Annotated in this window: 17 protein-coding genes and 1 pseudogene; 8 read left to right on the top strand and 10 right to left on the bottom strand. The window is 68.1% G+C overall.

The window, feature by feature from the left end; genetic code table 11:
• Positions 1-138: 138 nt before the first annotated feature.
• Entirely contained in the window at positions 139-1,872 is a 1,734-nt protein-coding gene (locus KZJ41_RS00650) for a hypothetical protein (RefSeq protein ID WP_251550009.1), read from the top strand.
• 448 nt (positions 1,873-2,320) lie between these two features.
• On the opposite strand, the gene KZJ41_RS00645 is transcribed toward KZJ41_RS00650, so the two are convergent.
• Positions 2,321-3,025 carry a DUF6338 family protein gene (locus KZJ41_RS00645; protein WP_251550008.1) on the bottom strand — a complete coding sequence of 235 codons (705 nt, stop codon included), beginning with the start codon at positions 3,023-3,025 and terminating at the stop codon, positions 2,321-2,323.
• A 400-nt stretch (positions 3,026-3,425) separates the two neighbouring features.
• Here KZJ41_RS00645 and KZJ41_RS00640 point away from each other — a divergent pair, with 400 nt between their 5' ends.
• On the top strand, positions 3,426-3,647 hold the full coding sequence (locus tag KZJ41_RS00640) for a hypothetical protein (protein WP_251550006.1): 222 nt from the start codon (positions 3,426-3,428) through the stop codon (positions 3,645-3,647).
• Between the two features lie 120 nt (positions 3,648-3,767).
• Here KZJ41_RS00640 and KZJ41_RS00635 read toward each other — a convergent pair whose 3' ends face one another.
• The 7 genes and pseudogenes from KZJ41_RS00635 to KZJ41_RS00605 all read right to left on the bottom strand — a co-directional run.
• A complete protein-coding gene (locus KZJ41_RS00635) occupies positions 3,768-4,757 on the bottom strand; it encodes a hypothetical protein (protein WP_251550004.1) in 990 nt (329 codons plus the stop codon).
• 16 nt (positions 4,758-4,773) lie between these two features.
• Positions 4,774-5,940 (bottom strand): site-specific integrase, encoded by a 1,167-nt coding sequence (locus tag KZJ41_RS00630; protein WP_251550003.1) that lies wholly within the window; start codon positions 5,938-5,940, stop codon positions 4,774-4,776.
• 230 nt (positions 5,941-6,170) lie between these two features.
• On the bottom strand, positions 6,171-7,082 hold the full coding sequence (locus KZJ41_RS00625; RefSeq protein WP_251550001.1) for a TniQ family protein: 912 nt from the start codon (positions 7,080-7,082) through the stop codon (positions 6,171-6,173).
• A complete protein-coding gene (locus KZJ41_RS00620) occupies positions 7,079-8,107 on the bottom strand; it encodes an ATP-binding protein (RefSeq protein ID WP_251549999.1) in 1,029 nt (342 codons plus the stop codon). Before KZJ41_RS00620 ends, KZJ41_RS00625 begins: the two co-directional genes overlap by 4 nt.
• Positions 8,098-10,173 (bottom strand): Mu transposase C-terminal domain-containing protein, encoded by a 2,076-nt coding sequence (locus tag KZJ41_RS00615; RefSeq protein WP_251549997.1) that lies wholly within the window; start codon positions 10,171-10,173, stop codon positions 8,098-8,100. Before KZJ41_RS00615 ends, KZJ41_RS00620 begins: the two co-directional genes overlap by 10 nt.
• Complete coding sequence (locus KZJ41_RS00610) at positions 10,170-10,922, bottom strand: TnsA-like heteromeric transposase endonuclease subunit (RefSeq protein ID WP_251549995.1); 753 nt, start codon at positions 10,920-10,922, stop codon at positions 10,170-10,172. The genes KZJ41_RS00615 and KZJ41_RS00610 overlap by 4 nt, the downstream gene beginning before the upstream one ends.
• Positions 10,923-11,177: 255 nt before the next feature.
• Positions 11,178-11,421 (bottom strand): annotated as a pseudogene (locus KZJ41_RS00605) (transposase); the annotation flags it as partial.
• Between the two features lie 355 nt (positions 11,422-11,776).
• Here KZJ41_RS00605 and KZJ41_RS00600 point away from each other — a divergent pair.
• Positions 11,777-13,615: a long-chain fatty acid--CoA ligase gene (locus KZJ41_RS00600; protein WP_251549993.1), complete on the top strand. Its 1,839-nt coding sequence runs from the start codon at positions 11,777-11,779 to the stop codon at positions 13,613-13,615.
• A gap of 19 nt (positions 13,616-13,634) precedes the next feature.
• On the top strand, positions 13,635-14,012 hold the full coding sequence (locus KZJ41_RS00595; protein WP_006931544.1) for a DUF5313 family protein: 378 nt from the start codon (positions 13,635-13,637) through the stop codon (positions 14,010-14,012).
• Between the two features lie 121 nt (positions 14,013-14,133).
• Here the strand turns inward: KZJ41_RS00595 and KZJ41_RS00590 are convergent, their stop codons facing one another.
• Positions 14,134-14,886, bottom strand: a complete 753-nt coding sequence (locus KZJ41_RS00590) for a FadR/GntR family transcriptional regulator (protein WP_006931543.1) — start codon at positions 14,884-14,886, stop codon at positions 14,134-14,136.
• Between the two features lie 146 nt (positions 14,887-15,032).
• On the opposite strand from KZJ41_RS00590, the gene rraA reads away from it, so the two are divergent.
• The 3 genes from rraA (at position 15,033) to KZJ41_RS00575 (ending at position 16,472) form a co-directional block, all read left to right on the top strand.
• Positions 15,033-15,530, top strand: coding sequence for a ribonuclease E activity regulator RraA (rraA, locus tag KZJ41_RS00585; protein WP_029546851.1), 498 nt, complete (start codon positions 15,033-15,035; stop codon positions 15,528-15,530).
• A 199-nt stretch (positions 15,531-15,729) separates the two neighbouring features.
• On the top strand, positions 15,730-16,134 hold the full coding sequence (locus KZJ41_RS00580; RefSeq protein ID WP_050034305.1) for a hypothetical protein: 405 nt from the start codon (positions 15,730-15,732) through the stop codon (positions 16,132-16,134).
• A 131-nt stretch (positions 16,135-16,265) separates the two neighbouring features.
• Positions 16,266-16,472, top strand: coding sequence for a hypothetical protein (locus KZJ41_RS00575; RefSeq protein WP_006931527.1), 207 nt, complete (start codon positions 16,266-16,268; stop codon positions 16,470-16,472).
• 74 nt (positions 16,473-16,546) lie between these two features.
• Here KZJ41_RS00575 and KZJ41_RS00570 read toward each other — a convergent pair whose 3' ends face one another.
• Positions 16,547-16,771 carry an RNA-binding S4 domain-containing protein gene (locus KZJ41_RS00570; protein ID WP_006931525.1) on the bottom strand — a complete coding sequence of 75 codons (225 nt, stop codon included), beginning with the start codon at positions 16,769-16,771 and terminating at the stop codon, positions 16,547-16,549.
• 95 nt (positions 16,772-16,866) lie between these two features.
• Between KZJ41_RS00570 and KZJ41_RS00565 the strand changes: the two genes are divergently transcribed.
• Complete coding sequence (locus KZJ41_RS00565) at positions 16,867-18,231, top strand: deoxyribodipyrimidine photo-lyase (RefSeq protein WP_251549991.1); 1,365 nt, start codon at positions 16,867-16,869, stop codon at positions 18,229-18,231.
• Positions 18,232-18,384: the final 153 nt, after the last annotated feature.

Genomic DNA, 18,384 nt, shown 5'->3' with positions numbered 1-18,384 from the left:
AAGGGCGACAGATCCTCAATTTGCCCGCCGGGCGCTCCGCACCCGATTCTCGATGGCGGAGGGACGTTGGCATATCGTCCAATTCACTCGCGATAGCGCTCCGCTACTGTTACATGAACTCACTGGTGGGAGGCGCAATTGAAGGGACGCATGGGCGTCGGTCCGAACTGGAAGTACGCGGAACGCGAAGACTTCGAGTGGGCAGTCGAGCAACTCCTGATTCGCGAACACAGCGGAGCAGCTGACGTGCGGATTCCCGACGACCGCGGCGGCGACAAGGGCATCGACATCCTCGTCGACTATCCGGACCGACGGATCGTCTACCAGCTCAAGTTCTACACCGACGGGCTCTCCAGCAACGAGACCACCCGCAAGGCACAGATCAAGGGCTCGTTTGAGAAGGCGATGAAACTGGAGCCTCGGCCTGATGAATGGGTCCTCGTCGTCCCCTGCAATTACAAGGACTCGATCGTCACGTACGTGACCGACAAGTTGGTCGCCAAGGTCGAGGACCCGAAGCCGAAGTTCGACATGATCGACCAGCCCAAGCTCGACGCGAAGCTCCTGGACAACCCCGACCTACTGGACATGTTCTCGCGGGACAACCACTTCGACGAGCTCGTGAAGTTGCACCGCGCCGAGGAATCCGCGCTCACCGGCGGCGTCGCCGACTTGGATTCTCGGATCCGTGGCCTCGACCGCGTCGTCGCCACACAGGACGAGCACTGGACCCTGGATTACTCCTCGTACCGCGGAGCCACCATCGTGACTCCGCGTGCGAAGCACGCTCGTTCGGCGGAAGTGAGCCCGTTGGGTGTGAAATTTGGGATTGACATTGCGGAAGCAGACGAGACCCTCGCCGGCACCATTCGAGATGTCCTCGGCTTCGGTGCGCCAGGCGAGGTCGTGCTGCCCGCGGAGGTCATCAAGGACTTCACCTGGTTCGGCCCCGAGTTCATGTCACCGGACGGTGAGCTCTCAAAGATTCTGATCGGCGAAGCCGAAGGGGTCGAGGCCCTCGAGGGCAAGGCCGTGCGGCTATCGCTGTACGACGATACCGGCCTCGAAACGACAGTCCATGAAGGCTTGATCACCCGCGGCTCCTACGGGTCCGATGGCTGCTCCATCACCGCAGGGTTCCACCGGTCACTCGAGATCACCATGCTGGTGCCCTTCACTGTCGGCAGCGAGGGTCGCAGCACGATCACGCTCGACACCACCGGCTGCGAGCCGCGGGAGGTGTACCGCGGCATTGATCTCAGACACGCGATCCGGCGAGCCGAGACGATCCAGATCCACCTGGATGGCCAGAAGCTGAGCACCCTGACCGTCGATGAGCACTTCGGCGGGATCGACGATGCCGACCTCACGGCGACCGCGGACATCGCCCGCGACCTGGACCGGGTGCAGGACCGGACAGGGAGCATTTTCGCGATGCCCATGGAGATCAGCGGACTTGAGCGGATCTGGCTCCGCATCCTGCGCATCATTCTCGACGGCGGTATCGCGCCGATCCCCCGCCGAGTACTGGACGGGCACACCCACCCCGGCGGGGAGGTCAAGTCGGGGCTGTGCGCGTCCCTGGCAGTGTTCGGGAATACCGTCCAGCTCTTCGACAGGACTCTCCGACTCACGGGCCCTCTCGCCTACTTCCACCCGTCGACGTCGATCGAGGCCCGTGGGAAGCGGAATGCGGACGGATCCATCCCATTCCAGGCGACCGGTATCGATCACACCGTCTTCGTGGCCTACCTGGGAAATATCGTCAAGACGGTGACAGAGATAACCCCGTGGGGACTGTTCGGGATAGATGAACCACCAGTTCCGAAGCTCAACCCGAAGAAGGATCCCGACACCTCCACAGCGGTCTGAACCCGGGTTGCCACCTCGACGAACCGCCACGCCCACTGCCAGGTACGTCTACTTCTTGGGTTTGCTTACCCCACCGCCGCCTGCAGGCGGTGGCGTCGGCGGCGTCGGCGGCGGCTTGCGGGAGGTCGGGCGATAGCCCTTCTCCTCGTTCTCGGATGTATCCATTCTGTGCGTGGTGGGGCGATTTTCTCCCCCGGTCGCCGCGCCGTCCTCGCCGGTCACGTCGCGCTCGTCTCGGCCGGCACACCCTTGGGTGTCTCGGTAGGAACAGCCTTGGACTGATGTTGCTGTCCGATACCGGCGGACCCTCTCGGCGCCGGCGGCGGCTTTCGCCCAGGCTCTCGCAGCGTCTTTGCGCGAACACTCGGGGTGTAACCGCCCTTCCGTGGCGGCAGCCAGCTACTCGGCGCCTTAGCCTCGCCATCAGCGGTCGACTTGCTGTTCGTAGTCACTGACCATCACCCGCTCCAGTCGGTCCGTCTCTCCCATTATCACTCGAGTCCCCTACCTGGGCCTGGTTGCGGAGAACCTGGACCAGCTGCGCGTCGCTGCAGTCGATCCACATGCCCGCCGATGCATGCACTGCCTCCCCGAACGTGCCGCTCTCGTCGAGCGCATACGCGGTCTCGAGGAACACCTCCCGGGTCTCGGGGTAGCCTGTAAAGAACCCAGTCGCCCCCACTTGTCCCCCGATCCAGCCGCCCTCCTTCGTCAATACCCGCACGAAGTCATCCGGGGCGATCATGCGGGAGGAGTAGTAGTCCCAAGCCGTAGGTGTCGGATCATATGACCGGAATCGCTCACCCCACTTCGAGTCGGGAAGAACTCGCTTGACCTTGAACGCGAACTCGACGACGGCGACGAGAGCGGGAACTACAAACACCATCACCGCGGCAGCAAGTGCAGTCACCCGCGGATGTTCGAGGGAGGACAGTGGCTCGGTCACGGCTTGAGTCAAGGTGTCACCGAGGACGACGATGTATACCAAGGCGAGCCCGGCGGACACCGAAACTGCCCGCAAGAACCTGACGCTGACCTCGCGTTCAGCAGGCGTCGGGCCCTGTAGTCGCCCACGCACACCCTGGTACACAAACCCGGGAATCACCACCAGCAGGACTGTGAGCGCTTGCTCCCATCCACTGACCAGCTCCACAAGCACTCCCCTTCAGCAACGACGCCTTCCACCCACCACGAGCTGCAGGTATCCGAGCAGACGGAACTGCTCAGCCAGCAGGCGCTCGGCTTCGAGCTCAACGTACATCCTCGATTGGGTGGACGATGCCGAGGACTCGAACCACTTCGTCGCTCCAACCCTGTCACCGCTCGGGTCACGAGTTCCCGATCAACACGACGAACAGGGGACGACGCGGCGCTGCTGTCCGCGATGACTCGAAGCTTGTGGGCGGGCAATCGGTATCGGACATTGCTCGGTATGATCGCCGAGCGAAAGGCCGCAGTCGGTGCCTGGTTCATGGCCGAAATAAGATGGCGACCGGGCCTGGGAAACCGAGTCGCAGGTCATCGCGGCGGAGAAACCGGTCGAGTTCGCATGGATGGTCGCCGGTAACGCCGTCCGCTGGTCCTACACCCTCGCGCCCGACGGGACCGGTACGTCGCTGACTGAATCGTGGGCGGTCCAACCAGCCGGTTTCGAAATGTTCGCCGAGAGGTTCGGCAGCGAAGCGCAGGCTCAGCTCGACGTGCGGCGCGACGCGGCCCTGTCCGGGATACCAGCAACCTTGAACGCGGTCAAGGCGATCGCCGAAGGGCCTTGACACCGCTCCGCCGATGGTCTGACCGGCTGCGCGGGAAGGGGTGAGTGCTCGTGTCGTCGATCCAGGGTGCGGGAATCGGTTCCCGCGCTTGTCCTTGCAGCGGCGTGCCGAGTCGCGCAATTACAGCCCGTCCAGCACCGTGCACAGATCATCGAACAACGCATCGGCGCGAGCTTCGATCTCATCGAAGAGATCGCTGAGATCGTCGAGAGTCTCGTGTGCGTGGCGTCGGGCAGTGGTGCCACGTTCGTAGTAGGACGGGTCGAGGGTGATCTCGGGCTCGATCCAGGCATCGTCGTCCTGGGGCCTTACCGGCAACGGCTTACGTACCGGTGCTCGTTCGGACAGGTGCGCTCGCACCAGCGCCGACACCGACTGCGGAGTCATTGGCTGCGTGTGCGGGAGGTGTCCCCAGCGGTCGATCGGACACAGCAACGGCTGCCGGGCCTGCTCCGCATCGAGCGGATCCGCGATGACCTCGGTCGGTTCGGTGAGGTGATGGCGCAGTAGATGTGTGCCCGGGTGCTGGTCGAGAAACGCCTGAATCTCTGCCCACCGCTGATAGATCCCGACCGCGGGGTTGTCCCCGGTCTCGGGATCCGGTGGGAGTCGGAAGCGTTCACCGGCCCGGGTGGTGATCTGGAGGGTGTCGCCGCCTATGCGAATGTCGCGGCGGCGGAGCCGGGTGGTGTCGATGAAGCTCATCCCGGTGGCGGCGAGGACGAGTAGCATCGCGTCGCGGCGGCCGAACAGTCCAGTCGGCCAGCCGTTGGTGGGCAGCTCGACCGCCCGTTGCAGCAACAGTCGGGACAGCCGGTCGAGTCGCTGCGCACGAGCGGTGTCGAGGTGGCGGCGCACCGTCTCGGTCCGCCCGGGTGAAGGATAGCCGTGCCGGGTGTGGACGGTGTTGATCGCCGACAGGCGGCGCCGCTGGGTCGCGACCGCGGCGGGATGTTCATGCAGGAACAGCGCGAGCGTGCCTGGGCTGGCGGGGATGGGCCGGTGGTCGGTGGCGGCGCACCAGTCGGCGAACAGCGCCCAGTCGTGCCGATACCGCGCCGGGATCCGCAGCTCGGACAGGGAACTCTGGCAAGTATCGTCGTGCTCCATCGTGGTACTCATCGCGCTATAAGCCCAGGTTGGTGACAGCGTTGCCGAGCAGCGGGGCGTGTTCGCGGGCGTAGACCTCGAGCATGGCGGGGGTGGTGTGCCCGGTCTGGCGCATGATCGCGTGCGCGCTCGCGCCGTTGCGGAAGGCCTGGGTGACGAACCCGGCCCGCAGCGAATGCCCACCCAACTGCTTCACGATCTCGGGGTCGTAGCCGGCCTGTTGGGCGCGGCGGCGGATCGCGTGGTGCACCGCCGCCCCCGAGAGTGCCGTCTCGGAGAGGTGGCCGTTTTTTCGGATCGCGCGCAGCAGCGGCGTTCCGCTGCCGGTGCGGGGGCGGGTGCCGCGGCACACGTGCGCCGCGAACGGTTCCGCGGTGCGGAGCAGCCGGATCACTCCGGGCCGGCCCCCGGCGTCGTGGGCGGCGACCACCTGCGCCCACCGCAGCCACGCGCACGGCGGGCAGCTGGTGTGGCCGTGGGTGAAGGGCAGGGCGCGAACGGTGCCGCGGCCCTCCTGGTCGGTCTTCGACTTGCGGAGGCGGATGTGCAGGCCGTCGAGCCGGTGCAACGCCACGTCGCTGCACGTGAGGGCGACGAGTTCGCTGCGGCGGAAGGCCCCGGCGAACCCGAGCAGCAGGATCGCGGCATCGCGGCGTTCGACCACCTCGTCCGCCCAGCCCCGGCAGTCGGCGCGGGCCTTGTCGACGATCGCCACGATGTCGGCGGTGAGCAGCGGCTCCCGCGGGCTGCGGGGCCGCCCGCCCGCGGTGGCATAGCCGCGCCGGATCCCGGACATCGTCGCTTTCACCAGGTCGTCGCCGGTCGGGCTCGGGTGCCCGGCCTGGCGGTGGTGGTGGGCGATCGCGGCCAGGCGATGCGCCAGGGTCGCCGGGGCAAAGGCCCGCTCCCCCGCCTCGGTGACGGTGTCGGCGCACGCGACCAGGTAGGCGGCGACGGTGACCGGATGCGCCGGCAGCGCGGTGTGACCCTCATTGGTGCACCAGGTGGTGAAGGCCCGCCACGCCGAGGCGTAGGTGCGGCGGGTGCCGGCGGCCCGCGCCGACGCCACCGACTCGGCGATCCGGGAGGCGGTCGTCGCCGTGATGTCCGGCGCCGCCGGCCCCGCGATCGCCCGAGACTCCACAATCTGGCCTTCGTCGGCCGGTTCGGTGTCCGTATCCACGGGTGGGAACGGTACCGGACGGGCGCCGATGTCCTCGCTCGAGATAGTTGTCGGAGAGCAGGGAGTTTACCTGCGGTGCAACAACTATCTCGAGCGGCGGTGGCGACAGACGGCCAAGATAATTGTCGCAAATCGTCGAATCGTACTTGCAAAAAAGCGGACGGCGTCTGCTGCTCACCTCTCGGCCACCCCGGGTGTGAACCTCGGGGCCGGTTCGGGACTTCGACGGGTCAGATGACGGTTTCGGCGGGTGAGATGACGGTTTCGGCGGGTCCTGTCCGGGCGTGGTGACGGTGCTCGATGCATCGTGTGAGCAGCGCATCGAACACGCCGGCCGGGACGGAGCCGGCTGTGACGGTCTCTGTGAGACAGCCGATCGTTTCGTCTTGGTCCGTCGCGTCCATGTGCAGCAACCGGTTTCGCCATACCGGGTCGGCGAGGAAGGTAGTCACCGCGACGGCCACAGGGTATTCGGCGGTCCGGCAGATCGCCGACGACAGACACCACCGTCCGGGGTCCGGTTCGAGAACGGCCAACCGAGCGTGGATGGACCGGAACGGCCACGGCAGTTGCTTGTGCCACTCGTGGACGAGGTAGGACGCGTCCTCGAATGCGTGGCGGACCTGTTCGCGGCCGAACCGCACGATCAGCCGCTGGTGGCGGCGGTGCGCCGCAAGGACGTCGGGCAGCACCGAGATGTCGATACGTGACCACCGGTCTTCGAACGTGAGCACCGGCCCGCCGGTCCAGATCCGGTGCCGCCGACACAGGACCTGCTCGTGGGTTGCCCACACACGCACGGGCCGGGCGCGCCCGCGCAGACCGGCGCAGTACGGGCAGTAGTTCGAGGAGCCGACCGCCGTGGGGCGTCCTCGCAGTGCCGGGTAGGTGGTGACGTCGTCAGGGGTGCGCAGTTCGGGGAGGGCGAAGACCAGGGTGCGTTCCGGCAGGCCGGTGAGGTCATGGAAGGTCTCCCGGTCGGGGAGGGCGGTGTCCGCGACGTGGTGTCCGAATGCGCTGCCCGGCAGTCCGTTTGCCTCGGCGAGCCGGTGCAGGTAGCTGGAGAGATGCTCGTTGGGGAACGGGGCGACGCGGCGGGGCAGGCGGCGCCGGACGTGGTGGCGGGTCGCCGGGGGAATCATGGGCCGGAGGCGGCGCGGTGGGCGGTCGCGGACTCGGCGGCGTGGTCGATGATGGTCTCGTCGAGGGTGCTGCGGGTGATGGCCTCGTCGCCGGAGAGGATCGCGCTGATCGCGGCCACGCGGATCAGGTGCGAGAGGCTGCTGATCGATCCGCCGGTGCGTTGGTGGAGGTATTTCGCGTTGCGGGTGAGCGTGCCCGGCGTGTGGGCGTAGAGGCGCAGCGCGGATTCGAGGGAGGCGACGAGGGCTTTCCATTCGCGGTCGTAGGCGAACGGGCCGGTGCGCACCAGCACCGAGCGGGCGGAGATCTGCTGGCCGCGCATCCCGGTGAACAGGCCGGAGCGTTCGACGTTGATGCCGGCGTAGACGAAGGTGGCGGGCATGTGCTCGGTGAAGTATTTGAGGTGATCGGACATGTCCTCACCGACGCTGGTGGCCAGGTTCAGGTTGTGGATCTCGTCGACGATCACCAGGTCGGTGCGGGCCTCGGTGAGCACCCGGCAGACCGAGTCGGCGATGTCGGTGGTGTTGTGGCGGGGTTTGTCGGGCAGGCCCAGGAAGTGCGCGAACTCGGAGGCGAGTTTGCGGGGGGAGCCCTTCGGTGGGGTGGTGATGTAGACGACGGGGATGCGGTCCTGGCCGGGGTATTTGCGGCGGATGTTCTGTTCGTGGACCTTGCCGAGCAGTTTGATGCCGGTCGTCTTGCCGCTGGCCCACGGCCCGGAGACGATCAGGGCGCGGCGGGCGCCGCATTCGCGTTGGTTGAGCAGGGTCAGCAGCCGGCCCTGGTGGGTGAGGTGGCGGACGGTGGAGGTTTCGATGATCACCAGTTCCGAGTGGTAGGCGATGCGCCGGTCGTCGTATCCCATCCGCTGGGCCGGTGACAACGCCTCCCGGGCGGGGGTGTCGAGGAGGGTGCAGGTGGCGGGTGTGGCGTCGACGAAGGAGCGCCACCCCTGCAGGGTGACCGAGGGGACCTGCCGCGGATCGAGTTGCTCCTCGTCCGCCGATGCTGTCACCACCATGTGCGGGACTCCTTGTCGGCGTCGAAGACGGGCAACGGGACGATGTCGGCGACGTCCTCGGCGTCTTCGGGCGCGAACATCGCCGCCGCCGGCGGGGCCTCGGGTATCGGCGTCGGTGCGGCAGTGGCCGCACGGGTGCGGGCGGCCACCCGCCTGTCCTGCGCGGTCTTCGTGCGGCGCTTGCGGCGGGGATGCGGTGGCGGTGGCGGGCCGGCCCGGTCGAGCAGGTCGTCGACGGCGGCCTTGATCGTCTCCTCCGACGGTGTGCTCTCGCCGCGGTCGGCGACGATCCTGCGGGCGTGCTCCCACGCGGCGTCGCCGAACGGCTGCGGCATGGCGTGCAGTTGCCGCCAGTAGGCGAGGAGGAATCCGCCGTCACGGTGGTTGCGCACCCAGATGCGGGTCACGTCGTAGGGGTCGTAGTGCACCTGCCACCGCGTGCCCAAGGCTGTGGGTCCCGAAAGTTGGCCGCGGTAGCGGTTGAGTTCGTCGCTGTCGTAGACCCGGTGGTTGATCTTGATGCCGTAGGAGTTGATCACCCGGGGTGTCGCCGGCAGCAGCGCGATGTAGTCCTCGGGCGAGAGCTGAACCGGAACGTAGCCGGCGACGGCGAGCAGCGCCGCGTACTTCTCGTTGGGGGTCAGCACCCGCTGTGGGTTCAGCGGATCACGCAGGCCGTCGTGGGGTCGGTTCTGCCAATGAGTGACGATCCATTCGTCGAGCAGGTCCTGCACCTCGACCAGGGAGAACACCGCCTGCCGGTCGGGGTGGGTGCCGCGGTGTTCGACCGAGGCACCCAGATAGCCGGTAACATACTGGGCGAACAGGGTTTTCACCGATTCGAGGGTGCGTTCGATGATCGGTTTGTCGGTGGGGGTGTCCTCGTGGGCGGGCTGCGCGTTGATCCCGAAGGTGCGGCAGGCGTTGCGGAACGTCGACGACAGGTAGACGCTGCCGTGGTCGTAGACGATGGTCTCGGGCACGATCACCGGCCGTGCCGCGGCATGCTCGAGCCGGTCGTCGACCCGGCGCAGCACCCGGTACGGCAGCGCGGAGCAGGCCATCGACACCGCCTGTGGCCAGCCGGGGCGCATCGGTTCCGGGGTCATCGCCTTCGCCAGCAGCAGGGACGCGTCCACCGCCCTGGTCGTCGGGCGCAGGACCGCCGCGGCGATCGTGCGGGTCGCGGCGTCGACGAGTGCGGTCAGCTCGACGCGCCCGCTCACCTCCTCGTCGAGGCGGAGCGCGACGTCGAACGGCGTGGAGTCGATCTGCATCCATTCACCGGGCCGGGTGGCCACCACCGTCCCGAACGGGGTGCCGGGCTGGTGGGCGAGGGTCCGGCGGGTGTGGGCCGATCCGGTCGCGTGGCGGGCTTCCCGTAGCCGACCCAGGAGCCTGTTGAAGGTCTGCTGGGAAGGGATGGGCACGGTGTCGTCGCCGTGTTCGGCGCGCACAGCCCGGTCGACGGCCCGTTTCAACCGGGTGGCCGTGCCGGTGGAGGCGGTGGTGTTCTCCGCGAGCGCATGATGCAGGGCATCGACGTAGCGTTCGTCGACCCGGCCGGTCGGCGAGGTCCGGCGTACCGGGCGTTTGTCGATCAGCGCTGCGAGTCCGGTGGCCGCGTAGCGGCGCCGGTAGCGTTGGAACACCTGCAACGACATGGGACGGTCCGATCGGGCGAGTTCACCGATCTTCGCGCGTTCGCGTTGCCGGAGCGTGGTGCGGGTGATGTCGTATTCGGGGCGCGGAGCCGCTCCGGTGTCGTTCTCGGCGAGCGGGATTCCGTCGAGCACCTCGGTGACGTGCGCCTCGAGCCACACCGCGCGCTCACGTATCCGCGGGGGCAACGCGTCGAAATACGTGGGTACGAGGCGGCGGCGCCGAGGCGCCGACGAGACGATCTCGAAGGTCGGATCGCCGAGCAGCGTAGCGACCTTAATGGCCGTGATGCGGCCGTCGGCGGTGGCGAGCAGAGCGGCGGATCCGTCGATCCCGACCAGCTCGTAGAGCGTGTCGCCGACCCGCAGGAGGTCGCCCAGACGCAGGTGGGCCGGCGTGGTCACGGCACGTCACCGGATTCGACGACAGTATCGAGCGTCAGCGGGGCGTGGGCGAGGTCGGCATGCAGCCGGTGGCGCCACAGGAGATGAAACAGATTCGGCAGCACGATGATCCGTTCTCCGGCCGCGTCGGCCAATGTGTCGATCGGCAGACCGGTCGTGCCGGACAGGGCGGTGAGGAGCGCGTTCGCGATGTCGTCGGTGGCGACCCGATCGTGCCGATATCCGGCGAGCCAGCGCAGATTCGCCGCCCGCACCGGCGGCTGCTCGCCGATCCGGCGGTAGGTCCAGCCGACCTTGTCGCACAGCCGGGCGGTCGCCTCGAATGCCGTCACGTCGTCGGGTCCGATTCGATCGTCCGGGCGCACATCGACGACGATGCCGTCACCGTTCGCTGACCGCAGGAAGAAGTCCGGTGTGTGTGCTCGGCGCCGTTCGCCATCGCCGGGGTACTCGAGCCGGAACGGTTGTGCGGCGATCCCCCGGACCTGGGAATCGAAGTCCGCGTCGACGAGGAAGTCCCGCTCGACCCACGACTCGAACGTCACGTGACACTCCATGGTGGCACACCACCATTGCCCGCTGAAACTCTTCTTCCCCTTGAACGAGGAACACCGGCGGACCGGCTGGACATGCTCGAACTCGATGGTCCACAGCTCGTCCGTCGACACCGCGAGCGCGGCGTTCCCTCCGGCGGGGAGATAGGTGATCGTCTCACCGCCGACCCGTGCACGCGCGGAGGGGACCGGCACATCCACAGGGTAGAAGCTCGCAGCTCCGAAGCCCGACAACTATCTCGAGCGTGTCGCGGGCAATGCAGCAACTGAAGTGGAATTCCGACAGAAACACTGAGCGAGGACAGCCGACACCGTCCCGGCGACCGAAAACACGCTCAGCTGGGGGTTCGTGGGAATAGCTGCGTAAATGGGAATTTTCATCACCATCCGGTTAGTCGTAGACCGAATACAGCAGTGTCTTCATCGTCCCCGCAAGCGGGCGGTACCCCTAGGCCACGACGGCCTCGGCGTGACAGCCGCGAAGTTCGTCGCGCAGAGGTACGGCACCTCTGCCACAAGTCGCCGGGCAGGGTCGCTCCGATCGCCGACGTCAGCCTGCGAGGGCATCGGAGGTCACCCCCTTCACCCCGGTCAGCCCGCGGTCGACCAGGGATCGGGAAGAGGTCGGCCAGCCGGCCCCGTCCTCGGCGGAAGTGGCATCCAAACCCAGGATCTCGCGGTAGCCGTTGACGTTGCCTGGACGTTCTGGCTCGTCCCCGCAACGACAAGCCCGCCGAGACCGTCACCGACCCTGCCGAGGAGGTGAGACTGGCCGTGACTGCATGACCCATCGAGGAGTCACGCGACGACGTCGCACAGCCGGCACCGGCTCGCCGGGGTGCCCGGCCGATGGCAGCTGTACGCGCTCAGTAACGCGATCACGGACGCGCCCCCGATCGCGCACCGCAGGTACTGCGGCAGGTACTGCGGGCGGCCGCGGCTCGCCCCACGCCCGGCAGCACCGGCAGGCGCGGTGAGGGTGGACCGGACGCCGGAACGAACAGGCGAAACCCTCCCCACGGTTCGTGCGGCCTTCCTAGACTCGGGGTATGACAGCGCTGCGAATCTCCGACGAACCCGTCGACCACTCGAAGATCGAGAAGCGGGCACCGTCGGTGGCTCGGCTCTTCCTCGATCGTGTCGCGGCCAGCCCCGGCACGGAGGCGTTCCGGTTCCCGAAGGACGACGGCTGGGAGAGCGTGACGTGGCAGCAGGTCGGTGACCGTGTCCGCCTGCTCACGGCCGGGCTGATCGCGCTCGGCGTCGAGCCCGAGGACCGTATCGCGCTGGCGTCGTCGACCCGGTACGAGTGGGTGATCATCGACCTCGCGGTGATGTGCGCGGGCGCCGCGACCACGACGGTCTACCCCACCACCAAGGCTCCCGACGTGGGGTTCATCGTGTCCAACTCGGGCAGCCGCGTGGTCGTCGCCGAGGACAGGACGCAGGTCGACAAGCTCGTCGAGCAGCGCGCACAGCTGCCGCACGTGCAGCAGGTGGTGGTGATCGACGGCCCCGGGGACGGCGACTGGGTGATCACCCTGGCCGACCTCGAGGAGCGGGGCCGGCAGCTGATCGCGGAGTCGCCGAACGTCGTCGAGGATCGGGTCCGGGAGATCCGGCCGGAGCACCTCGCCACCCTCATCTACACGTCCGGCACCACCGGCAAGCCCAAGGGCGTGCGGCTGCCGCACTCGGCGTGGACGTACACCGCCGCCGCCGTCGATGCCCTCGGCATTCTCGGCCCGGACGATCTGCAGTACCTGTGGTTGCCCCTGTCGCACGTGTTCGGCAAGGTGCTGCTGAGCCTGCCCCTGCAGGTGGGCATGCCCACCGCCATCGACGGCCGGGTCGAGAAGATCGTCGAGAACCTCGCCGTCGTGCGGCCGACCTTCATGGGCGCGGCCCCACGCGTCTTCGAGAAGGCTCACGCGCGCATCGAGGCGATGATGGCGGAGGAGGGCGGCATCAAGAAGAAGATCTTCGACTGGGCCGTCGGGGTCGGAACGCGGGTCTCGAAGGCCAAGCAGGAGGGCCGCAACCCGTCGCTGCTGGACCGGTTGCAGTACAAGGTCGCCGACAAGCTCGTCTTCTCCAAGATCCGGGAGCGGTTCGGCGGCCGGCTGAGGTTCTTCGTCTCCGGGTCCGCGCCGCTGGACCGCGACGTCGCACAGTGGTTCGATGCCGTCGGCATCATCGTCCTCGAGGGGTACGGGCTGTCGGAGACCTCCGCCGCGACGTTCCTCAACCGGCCGCTCGCCTACCGCTTCGGCACGGTCGGCTGGCCCTTCCCGGAGACCGAGGTCAAGATCGCCGAGGACGGGGAGATCCTCATCAAGGGTCCCGGTGTGATGAGCGGTTACCACGATCGTCCCGACGCGGACGCCGAGGCGTTCGAGGACGACGGCTGGTTCCACACCGGCGACATCGGCGAGGTGGACTCCGACGGGTTCCTGCGGATCACCGACCGCAAGAAGGACATGTTCAAGACCTCGCAGGGCAAGTACGTCGCGCCGTCCGCCATCGCCGCGACCTTCAAGGGCCTGTGCCCGTACGCGAGCGAGATCATCGTCCACGGCGAGGGCCGGCCGTACTGCGTGGCGCTGGTGGGCCTCGATCCGGAGGCGATCCACGAGTGGGCCCAGAAGAACGGCATGGGCGACAAGTCGTTCGCGGAGATCGCCCGGGACGAGAAGACCCGTGAGCTGATCGCCGGGTACATCGACCAGCTCAACGAGCAGCTCAACCGGTGGGAGGAGGTCAAGAAGTTCACCATCATCGACCGCGAGCTGTCGGTCGAGGCCGGGGACCTCACGCCGAGCATGAAACTGCGCCGCAAGATCGTCATCGACAACTTCTCCGACCGGCTCACCGGGCTGTACGGATAGGCGGCCTATCCTCGGATACATGACGAGTAGTGCGCGACCGAGTTTTACCCAGTACGTCGGATACCTGTTCGGCCGCACGCTCCCCGACTCGCTCCAGGACTGGGTCCGCAACGACCTCGTCGGGCCCGGCGCGACGATGCGTTACCTCGTGCGGTTCACCCTGCCGATCGTGCCGTTCCTGGCGCTGTTCCTGCTCATCCCCGGGCCGGTGTGGATTCCGCTGGCGATGATGGCGCTGCTCTTCATCCCGCTGGTGTACTTCGCGATCGCCCTGATGCAGATCTGGCGGCGGCACCGCCTGGAGCAGCACGGCCTCGACCCCAACCTGCTCGGCGAGAAGGCACGGGTGCGGGCCGACCGCGAACGCAACGAGTACGAGCGGCGATTCGGGCGCTGAGCCGAGCGGGAGTTTCCTGCGCCGAGGGGGCTGCTACGTAGCGCCCCTCTCGCATGTCGGCGCGGCAACGTCCCCCTCGACGCGGTGCCCTGGGAGCACGGTGCCCTGGAAGCGCGGGGTCCTAGGACAGCACCTCGACGAGCGTGGTCGCCGAGTCACCCGTCATGTACCGCTCGACGCTGTCGAGGTGCCTGCGCCAGAACGCTTGCGCCGCCTCGGCATCGTCTCCTCGCAGCAACGTGACGAGCTTGCGGTTGGCACGCAACGCCGCGGACGCCCCGGGACGTTCCGCCGAATCGGCGCGCGTGGACAGATACAGCGCATTGTGTGCGTCCATGATGTCGAGCAACATCCCCGCGAGCGCCGCCATCGTCTGGTTCCCGGCGAGTTCCATCACCGCCCGGTGCACCTCGGTGTCGTACTTGGCGAAGGCGGCGGGGTCGTCGAGGAGTTCCTCGCCCCGCTCGACCAGTTCGGCGAGCGTGTCGATGCGCCCGGCGGGGGCGGCGGCGAGCAGGCCGACGGCGTCCACCTCGAGTTCGGTGCGGGCGCGGTAGACGTCGGCCAACGGGACACCCCGGTACTGCAGCAGCAGCCCGGTGTAGCGGGCGGCGGTCGAGCCGTCCGGCGCCTGCACGCGGGCACCGCCGTGGGCGCCGCGCAGGACGGTGATGATGCCTTCCGACTCGAGAATGCGGAACGCCTCCCGCAACGTGGGCCGGGAAACGCCGAAGCGTTCCATCAGTGCGGCCTCGTTCGGCAACGGCTCGCCGGCGTGCAGTTCCCCGGTGATGATCTGGCGGCGCAGGCTCGCGGCGATCAGTTCACCTGCCTTGGGCACGCGAACGACCGTCGAGCTTCCGTCGAGTGGCATTTCACCGTCCTGTGTGCGTCATCCATCCCAGCCCCGATGGCACTTAGGATACAAGAATCTACCGGTTTGAAATCTAAAGAGGCAGATGATCTGTCTCTATCCGTCCCACGCCGAGTGGACGCCGTCACCCCACTACTCTCGGCGGTATGAGCGAACCCTCCACCAACGACGTTCCGGCCACCGCCGACCTCGCCGACGAGATCGGCCCCGACATCCGCAGTTGCGACACGCAGTTCGTCCAGTTCGGCGGCCGCGAGGTCTTCGCCGGCCGGATCACCACCATCCGCTGCTTCCAGGACAACCTGCTCGTCAAGCAGACCCTGGGCGAGCCCGGCAACGGCGGCGTCCTCGTCGTCGACGGCGATGCCAGCGTGCACACCGCCCTCGTCGGCGACATCATCGCCGGCCGCGGCGTCGACAACGGCTGGGCCGGTGTCGTCGTCAACGGCGCCGTCCGCGACTCGGCCATCCTGCGCACCCTCGAGATCGGCATCAAGGCGCTCGGCACCAACCCGCGCAAGAGCACCCAGACCGGGTCCGGCGAGAAGAACGTGCCGGTGGAGTTCGGCGGCGTCACGTTCAACCCGGGCGAGATGCTCTACAGCGACCACGACGGGATCGTCGTCCGCGCCGAGGACCGATAGGGAACCGGCACGCTCGTGGCGCTGCGAACGGCGCGGACCTCCCTGCGTGCCGCAAGGCGGAACCGGTCCGGCCGCACGAACACGCCTCCTGACGTCGCGGGCCGCCGTCCTCTCAGCCGATGGTGGCGAGGTTCGGCGGCAGTGCCCACACTGGAGGGATCACGGCCGCACGTGCGGCCCGCGACGTCAGGAGGCCCTCATGGGCGACAACAACCCGTTCGGATTCGACCCGGAAGACCTCGACCGCGTCTTCCGCGACGCCGGGGAAGGGTTGCGGGACCTGGCCGCCAAGATCGGCCGGTTCGTCGAGCAACCGGACGCCGGGATTCCGTGGTCGAGCATCTTCCCCGACCTCGGCGGCGCGCCGCGCACCCGCCCGGCACCGCCCACCGCCGGCGAGACCGGCGACGGCGTGTGGGTGATCTACACGCTCGACGGCGACGGAACCGCCCGCGTCGAGCAGGTTTTCCCCACCGAACTCGAGGCGCTGCGCGCCCACAAGAACAACACCGACCCGCTCCGGTCGGTGCGCTTCCTGCCCTACGGCGTCACCGCCGGCATCCTGGACCGGCGCGAGGACAAGGACCCGGACGAAACCGACTGACAGCACCTCCGAGACAGCCTTCGCCTCCCGCACCCGGGCATCACCTGCGGGCCGAGCCGGTGTGGGGAGGTCGACCGAAAACGAGTGCGCCCCGGCCCGTATGCGCGCAAACTGGTAACCAGGAGGTCATCATGCGAGCGCTGAAGGGCCTGCTCAATGCGGTGCTGGGGATCCTCACGGCCGTGCTCGGGGCGGTGGTGGGGATCCTTGCGGCGGTGGTGTGGCTCGTCGGTGGGCTACTGTGCGTAACGATCATCCTGATTCCGCTGGGTATTCCCGTCATGAGGCTCGCCCGCCGTTTGTTCGCCCTCGGCAAACAGGTGCGGCGTCTCCCCTGAACGTCGCAGGGGATCGAGGATTTCGGAGGCTGCAGCTGTGGTCGCACCGGCGCTGCAGGCCGTCACCTCGAGGCTCACGCCCCGGCCGTCACGCGTGCGGCGGCGGCCCCGATCTCCACGATGTCCCCGACGTGCAGCTGCCGCCCGCGCCGCACCTCCACCTCCCCGTTGACGCTGACGAGTCCCTCGGCGATCACTTCCTTCGCCTCGGCGCCGGATTCGATCAGGCTCGCCAGCTTGAGGAATTGACCGAGCCGGATGGACTCGTCGCGGATGGGCACTTCGAACACGTCGGACATGAGGCCAGTCTCTCACCCGCAGTGCTTTCGACCCGCCCGACCTCGACCCGCCCGCCCGGCCCACGCCGGGCCCCGTTCTCACGCACACTGGACGAGTGAGCCGACCCGGTATCGTCTGGTTCCGCCGTGATCTGCGGCTGCGGGACCTGCCCACCCTGTTGTCCGTCGCCGACACCTCCGACCGGGCACTCGCGCTGTTCGTGCTCGACGAGTCGCTGCTGCGCCCGTCCGGATCCCCGCGCCGCACCTTCCTGATGCGGTGCCTGCGCGCCCTCGACGAGGACCTGGGCGGACGGCTGCTCGTCACCCACGGCGACCCCGTCACCGTCGTCCCGGCACTCGCCCGGGAACTCGACGCCGACGCGGTGCACATCAGTTCCGACCACGGCCCCTACGGCACCCGCCGCGACGAGGCCGTCGAGCGGGCGCTCGGCGATGTCCCGCTGGTGCGCACCGGCTCGCCCTACGCCGTCGCGCCCGGCCGCGTCCGTAAGCCCGACGACACCCCCTACAAGGTGTTCACCCCCTTCCAGCGGGCGTGGCACGAACACGGCTGGCGAGCCCCGGCCGCCACCGACGCCGGCACCGTCGACTGGATCGACCCCGGCAATCTCGACGCGCGGGTGCCGATCCCCGGCGACGACGACCTCGACGGGGTCACGCTGCCAGCCGCCGGGGAAGCCGCCGCGCTGCACCGCTGGCACGAGTTCCGCGACGACGACCTGCCGCACTACGACACCGAGCGGGACCGGCCGGACCTCGACCGCACCAGCCGGCTCTCCCCCTACCTGAAGTTCGGGTGCATCCACCCGCGCACCCTGCTGCACGACGTGCGATCCGACCACGGCGGCGCGGCGAACCGGCTGCGCAGCGAACTGGCCTGGCGCGACTTCTATGCGGACGTGCTGTACCACCGGCCCGACACGGCTCGCCGCAACTACAACCGCCGCTTCGACGACATCACCTACGACAGCGGCCCCGACGCCGAACGTGCCTTCGCCGCATGGAAGGAGGGCCGTACCGGCTTCCCCATCGTGGACGCGGGCATGCGGCAGCTGCTCGCCGAGGGCTGGATGCACAACCGGCTCCGCATGATCGTCGCGTCGTTCCTCGCCAAGGATCTGCACCTGCCCTGGTGGTGGGGCGCCCGGCATTTCATGGACCGGCTCGTCGACGGCGACCTGGCCTCGAACCAGCACGGGTGGCAGTGGACCGCCGGCAGCGGCACCGACGCCGCGCCCTACTTCCGGGTGTTCAACCCGATCACGCAGGGGGAGAAGTTCGATCCGACGGGTGAATATGTGCGCCGTTGGGTACCCGAGCTGCGGGGCGTGAACGGCAAACGCGTGCACCGGCTCCCGGACGGTCCGCCGGACGGGTACCCGGCGCCGATCGTCGACCACGCCCACGAACGGCAGGTGGCACTCGACCGGTACGGGCGGATCAGCGGAAAAGGCTGACCCATCCGGGCCGCGCACCGCTCCGAATGCCGATGGGACGGACCACCCCCGTCCCGGACGGACAACCGAGAGGAACACGACAATGCGAGAACTCGTCGAAACGGCGTTCATGGCGATCCACACTCCTCTGGTGAACGCATACACCATCCTCAT

It is taken from the genome of Rhodococcus sp. 11-3, from assembly GCF_023704055.1.
Lineage (GTDB): Bacteria > Actinomycetota > Actinomycetes > Mycobacteriales > Mycobacteriaceae > Rhodococcus > Rhodococcus aetherivorans.
The sequence above is the reverse complement of the archived record's forward strand: the minus strand, read 5'-3'. Positions and strand labels throughout refer to the sequence as shown.